This window comes from Rhodopseudomonas sp. BR0C11 (genome assembly GCF_010820945.1).
Taxonomy (GTDB): Bacteria; Pseudomonadota; Alphaproteobacteria; order Rhizobiales; family Xanthobacteraceae; genus Rhodopseudomonas; species Rhodopseudomonas palustris_H.
On sequence record NZ_QTKI01000345.1, the window covers coordinates 1 to 5,208 of the forward strand.

Annotated in this window: 8 protein-coding genes; 3 read left to right on the top strand and 5 right to left on the bottom strand. The window is 64.9% G+C overall.

Features of this window, described 5'->3' with window-relative positions:
* On the top strand, window positions 1–484 hold a 484-nt coding region (locus DYI24_RS20560; RefSeq protein ID WP_164573632.1), incomplete at its 5' end, for an ABC transporter ATP-binding protein.
* Between the two features lie 122 nt (window positions 485–606).
* On the opposite strand, the gene DYI24_RS20565 is transcribed toward DYI24_RS20560, so the two are convergent.
* A complete protein-coding gene (locus DYI24_RS20565) occupies window positions 607–1,476 on the bottom strand; it encodes an alpha/beta fold hydrolase (protein ID WP_164573639.1) in 870 nt (289 codons plus the stop codon).
* A 240-nt stretch (window positions 1,477–1,716) separates the two neighbouring features.
* Between DYI24_RS20565 and DYI24_RS20570 the strand changes: the two genes are divergently transcribed.
* On the top strand, window positions 1,717–2,145 hold the full coding sequence (locus tag DYI24_RS20570; RefSeq protein ID WP_164573633.1) for an ArsR/SmtB family transcription factor: 429 nt from the start codon (window positions 1,717–1,719) through the stop codon (window positions 2,143–2,145).
* A 13-nt stretch (window positions 2,146–2,158) separates the two neighbouring features.
* On the opposite strand, the gene DYI24_RS20575 is transcribed toward DYI24_RS20570, so the two are convergent.
* Window positions 2,159–2,533: a rhodanese-like domain-containing protein gene (locus DYI24_RS20575; RefSeq protein ID WP_164573634.1), complete on the bottom strand. Its 375-nt coding sequence runs from the start codon at window positions 2,531–2,533 to the stop codon at window positions 2,159–2,161.
* Window positions 2,534–2,577: 44 nt separating this feature from the next.
* Window positions 2,578–3,705 carry an NAD(P)/FAD-dependent oxidoreductase gene (locus tag DYI24_RS20580; protein ID WP_164573635.1) on the bottom strand — a complete coding sequence of 376 codons (1,128 nt, stop codon included), beginning with the start codon at window positions 3,703–3,705 and terminating at the stop codon, window positions 2,578–2,580.
* A 193-nt stretch (window positions 3,706–3,898) separates the two neighbouring features.
* On the opposite strand from DYI24_RS20580, the gene DYI24_RS20585 reads away from it, so the two are divergent.
* The gene (locus DYI24_RS20585) at window positions 3,899–4,513 is read left to right on the top strand and encodes an SAM-dependent methyltransferase (RefSeq protein ID WP_164573636.1); all 615 of its coding nucleotides are present in this window, start codon (window positions 3,899–3,901) and stop codon (window positions 4,511–4,513) included.
* A 7-nt stretch (window positions 4,514–4,520) separates the two neighbouring features.
* Here DYI24_RS20585 and DYI24_RS20590 read toward each other — a convergent pair whose 3' ends face one another.
* A complete protein-coding gene (locus DYI24_RS20590; RefSeq protein ID WP_164573637.1) occupies window positions 4,521–4,916 on the bottom strand; it encodes an ArsC/Spx/MgsR family protein in 396 nt (131 codons plus the stop codon).
* A gap of 14 nt (window positions 4,917–4,930) precedes the next feature.
* The coding region (locus DYI24_RS20595; protein ID WP_164573638.1) for a DUF2478 domain-containing protein at window positions 4,931–5,208 on the bottom strand (278 nt) is incomplete at its 5' end.

Here is a 5,208-nt window from a genome sequence, read left to right on the forward strand (position 1 = left end):
GCCGACCGAACAGCGGGTCCGCGCCGGCTTCGGCTATGTGCCGCAAGACCACCCGGTGTTTGCGCGGCTGACGATCCGCGACAATCTTGCGGTCGGGGCGCTGACGAATAAAGACAGCCGCGCGGTCGACCGTGTGCTGGAGATGTTTCCCAAGCTCGGCCAGCGGCTTGACCAAATCGCCGGCACGTTGTCTGGCGGCGAGCGCAAGATGCTGGCGATCGGCCGTGCGATGCTGTCGGAGCCGAGCGTGCTGTTGCTCGACGAGCCGACCGAGGGGGTATGGATCGGTGTGATCGAAGAGATCACCGATCGGTTGATCGCGTTGGCAAAAGAGATTGCCGTGGTGATCGTCGAGCAGCATCTCGACCTCGCCCTGCGCGTTGCCGACCACGCCTTCGTGCTCGATCGCGGACGCGTCGCTCTCACGGGCACAGCCGATGAAGTCCGCAACGATCCTCGGCTGCTGCAATATCTGGCGCCGTAGCTGCGGTGCTCCGCCTCTCCCCGTCATTGCGACCGAAGCGAAGCAATCCAGACATTGTGCACTGAGCTGGATTGCTTCGTCGGCTTCGCCTCCTCGCAAGGACGGGAGAGGAAGTTAGTCGGTCAAGCCTCGGACGGAAGGTCGACGAATTTCGAAATCAGCCGCAGCACCTCGTCCGGCCGGTCGTGCTGGAGCCAGTGGCCGGCGTCGGCGACGATCTCGGCGCGAACGTCTTTGAAGCTGCGCGAAGCCTCGGCCGCCTGGGCCGGATCGATGAAGCTCTCGCCGGCAAACAGCAGCAGCGTCGGGCAAGTGATCCGCGCCCACAGCTCGGCGTATTCCTGCGGCGCGAGCCGATGCGGCGCCGTCACCCGTTGATACGGGTCGAACTTCCACGAATAGCTGCCGTCGTCGTTGCTGCGCGTCCCATGGGTGGCGAGATGCAACGCCAGCTCCGGCGTCAGCCGCTTGTTGTGTGCGCGCATCTGCGCCGCAGCGTCGGCGATCGTTGCGTAGCGGCGCGGCTCGCGGCCCTCCAGCCGCTCCAGCTGCCCGAGCCATTTGATCATCCGCTCGTGGACCGCAGCCATCTTCGCGTCAGGCCGGATCGTGACGCCATCGAGGACCACGAGCCGATTCACCTTCTTTGGAAACGTGCCCGCATACAGCATCGCGATCATGCCGCCCATCGAATGGCCGATGACGGTCGCGGGCGGAGCATCGGCCAGCGGTGGAAGGCGGGTCAGGTCATAGACGTATTCCGGCAGCGCGTAGCTGCCGCCGCTCGCCCAGTCGGAATCGCCGTGGCCCCGCAGATCCGGCGCAATCACGTGAAAGTGCGGCTGTAGTGCGCGGGCGAGGCCATCCCAGCTTCGGCCGTGGTCCTTGCCGCCATGAATCAGCAGCAGTGGCGGCGCGGCGGCGTTGCCCCAGTCCCAATAGTGCAGGCGCAGGCCGTGGGATTGAAAGAAGTGACTTTGTGGTTGTTGCATTGTTGTTTTTCGAGCGTTTCCACGGCTGCAATAGCCCGAGCCGGTGACCGCTTCAATGCCCTGCCGGCTGGCAACGCCCCATGGGCGATCCTCATCGGCACAAGCCGACGGGCTGACAATCTGTTGCAACACGGGTATGGAGGGGCTTCGAATATCGCTGCGTGGAGCGCGCGCGGTCGACGTCGCAGACCTCGTGCATGCGTCTTCAGCGTCCATCATGAATTGAGCGGAGATCCCTTGATGGCTGCGGCCAGCGGAGCCCGAAAGACCTCTCCGGCGCTGAGGCGTGTCGATACCCGCGAGCTACGCGAAAATGCCGTGGTGGCGGCCGAGTTTCTGAAGACGCTGTCGAACGTGTCGCGGCTGATCATGCTGTGTCAGCTCGCCGAAGGCGAGAAGTCGGTGTCGGAACTGACCGAGCTGCTCGACGAGCGGCAGCCGACAGTGTCGCAGCAGCTCGCGCGGCTGCGCAGCGAAAAGCTGGTGCAGGCACGGCGCGAGGGGCAGCAGGTGTTCTATTCGTTGGCCAGCGAAGAGGTCCGCAGCCTGATCCTGGCGTTGCACGCCACCTTCTGTCGCAAAGATCGCGACAAGGACAGACCCGCGGCAGCCTTGCGCGCGAAAGCTGCGTCCGCGCCACGCCGTCAGCGCCAGAGCGTCGACGCCTAAAAGACGCGCTGGTTCAGTCAGCCGGCTTGCGGCCGAACAACCGCTGAAACAGGCCCGGCGGTTTCGGCCCCTGCACGGTGGGAAAGCCGGCCTTGCGCCACGCCAGAATGCCGCCGCCGAGCACGTGAGGCTCACAGACGCCGCTCGCCTTGGCTTCGATCTGGCCCGCATACATCCGCGTCCGGCCGCCAGAATGACAGAAAAAGATCGCCTTGCGTCCCTGTGCCGCGCCGAGATCGCCGTGCTTGAAACCGGTCAGCGGCAGTTCGATCGCGCCGTCGATATGTTCGCGGGCAATCTCGTGACGCTCGCGCACGTCGACCAGCACCGCACAACCGTCGGTCACGAGGCGGTGGGCTTCGATCGGCGAAATCGTCTTCACGCTCATGGGCCATTCGTCTCCATTTTGTCGGCTGAGCGCCGATGCGGTCGTCAGCGGAATGTCGTCAGGTAGTGACGTTCGAACAAGCGCTTCAGCCAATGAAACAGCTTCATCTTCGGTCCGACGAAGTTGAAGTGCTGATTGCGAAACACCAGCATGCCGGAGTCGAGCATGTCGACGATGCAGACCAGCTCCGGCTTGAAGCGAGTGATCGGTTGCTGTCCCGATTCGATCGCGGCGATGTTGGCCGCGACCGCAATCGCCTGCAGATCGGCCTGATGCGCCTGCTTTGGCATCCAGTCCGGGCCGGGAAATGAACCGGCGTCGCCGGCGACCCAGACGTTGGGCAGCCCCTCGACCCTGCACAGCTCGTCCGCCTTGATCATGCCACCGGCCGATAGCGGCAGGTCGGTGTTCTCGAGCCAGGCCGGACCGGTCAGACCCGGCATGAACAGGATCAGGTCGGCGTCGATCTCGCCGCCGTCGAGCACCACTTTGCGTTCTTCGAACCGCAGGATCTTGCGGCCGAGTCGGGTCGCGATGCCGCGGTTTTTCATTTCCTGCAGCAGCCCGTCGACCGCGCGCTCGCCGAGCCGCGCGCCGGGGCGCGGCGCGGGGCTGAAGAACACGATCTCGAAGCCCGGCCGCTTTCCTTGCCGGCGCAGCAGCGCATCGATGATGAACAGGAACTCGAACATCGGCCCGCCACGCATCGCGCCGGGCTCGTTCGGATTGGTGGCGAAGCCGACCGCGATGGTGCCTCCCTTCAGCGCGTCGAGCCGACGCCCGATCTCTTCGCCGACCTTGATGCCTTCGCACGGGATCAGCGCGTGCTCGATACCCGGCAATTTGCGGATGAAGCGGCCGCCGGTCGCGATGATCAGATGATCGTTACGCAGTTCGCCGCGGTCGGTGACGACAATGCGGCCGCCGTCCTTCAGACCTGTGGCGGAGGCTTCGACGAAGTCGATCCGGTGTTTGGTCAAGAAACTGTCGAGCGGCACCTTCAGCCGCTCTGCTTGACGGAGGCCGGCGGGAATCCAGATCGAGCTCGGCAGGAAGTGCAGTTCCCGTCGCGGCGACATCATCGTGATTGTGGCGTCGATGTTATGCTTGCGCAGCTCGCGGGTGGCGGTGAGGCCGGCAAAGCCCGAGCCGATGATGGTGATGTTGCGCATCCTCGCGTATCCTCGTTGGCGCGCGCCGTGTCGCCTCCGGGCGATGCGTCGCATGCTATGACCCGGCGGTCTGTGACGATGTCACCGCGGCAGCGCGGCCGATCGGGCATCAAGGAAGCGGGCATTGCGAAGGCGCGCGTGCCGCCGCCAAGCTGGCGCAGCAGTGCAGCGTGTTGGAAGGAGAACCGGCATCATGGCATCCGAACATTTCGACATGTGGGAGAGCCGTTTTTCCGCCGACGGCTATCTGTTCGGCACTGCGCCGAACGCTTTTCTGGCGTCGTGCCGTGATCTGCTGCCGAAGCAGGGGCGCGCGCTGGCGATCGCCGATGGTGAGGGGCGCAACGGCGTTTTCCTGGCCGAATGCGGACTCTCCGTATTGTCGGTCGATTTCTCGCCGACCGCGCAGGCCAAGGCGCACAAGCTCGCAGCCGCGCGCGGCGTCACGGTCGAAACCCGAACCGTCGATCTCTTGAGCTGGCAGTGGTCGGACGGATTCGACGTGATCGCCGGCATCTTCTTCCAGTTTGTCGAACCGGAGCAGCGCCCGCAGATCTTTCAGCAGATCCGCGACGCGCTGAAGCCTGGCGGTCTCTTACTGATCGAGGGCTATCGCCCGAAGCAACTCGTCTACAAGACCGGCGGTCCGAGCCGCGCCGAAAACCTCTACACCTGCGAACTGCTGGAGCAGGCGTTCGGCGATTTCGACAATCTCAGTATTCGCGAGCACGATAGCGAGATCGTCGAAGGCGCCGGTCACGCCGGACTATCGGCGCTGATCGATCTGATCGGATGGAAGCCGAAGTAGCCGGCGGTTAATCGTCCATCGCGCAGCCGTCGAACACGCGCGGTGCGCCAGTCTGCAGCCCGAGCCAGGCGTGAACGGTGGCCTGATCGAAGCCGACCTCGCGGCGGTCGCCCGATTGCATCAGCGGGCGGCGGATCAGCAGCGGATCCTCGATCATCAGAGCGAGTGCCGCCTCCTCGCCGAGTGCGGCAAAATCGATCGCGCCGGCTTTCACTTTCGGCGACGACTGGTTGAACCAGGCGATGAGCGGCTTGTCGCCGAAGAATGGCCGCAGCGTCTCGCGCGTCCACGGCTCGGCCAGCAGGTTGCGAACCTCGAGTTCGTGACCGGATGCGATGAGCAGCGCCTTCTGCCGCGCGTTCCCGACGCAACCGGGCTTCTCGTAGAACACCACTTTCGCCATCGCCGAAGGCTCCTTCAACAGATCGTCTTGTGCGCGCGCTCATCAGCGTTCGTGCCGCAGGCCGATGGCGTCGCTAGTCGCGGTGCGAGGCCGGCCCACCATGTCTCGATCGCTGCGCGGCTGCACGGCAGCTCCGCGCCCTCGTCGCCGATGAACTCGCGCCACGCGTCGGCGCATTTCTCCGGCACCGCGGTGAGGAGCGGCCGTCCGGCGACGATGGCCTCGGCGAATTCGTTGCGCAGCCCCTTGCCGGTCGCTTCCTGCTTCGAGAATTTGTTGATCACCACCAGCG

Bases quoted from the DNA above. Each gene is read 5' to 3' on its own strand.
- DYI24_RS20565 (WP_164573639.1), bottom strand. From the start codon at position 1,476: ATGCAACAACCACAAAGTCACTTCTTTCAATCCCACGGCCTGCGCCTG.
- DYI24_RS20570 (WP_164573633.1), top strand. From the start codon at position 1,717: ATGGCTGCGGCCAGCGGAGCCCGAAAGACCTCTCCGGCGCTGAGGCGT.
- DYI24_RS20575 (WP_164573634.1), bottom strand. From the start codon at position 2,533: ATGAGCGTGAAGACGATTTCGCCGATCGAAGCCCACCGCCTCGTGACC.
- DYI24_RS20580 (WP_164573635.1), bottom strand. From the start codon at position 3,705: ATGCGCAACATCACCATCATCGGCTCGGGCTTTGCCGGCCTCACCGCC.
- DYI24_RS20585 (WP_164573636.1), top strand. From the start codon at position 3,899: ATGGCATCCGAACATTTCGACATGTGGGAGAGCCGTTTTTCCGCCGAC.
- DYI24_RS20590 (WP_164573637.1), bottom strand. From the start codon at position 4,916: ATGGCGAAAGTGGTGTTCTACGAGAAGCCCGGTTGCGTCGGGAACGCG.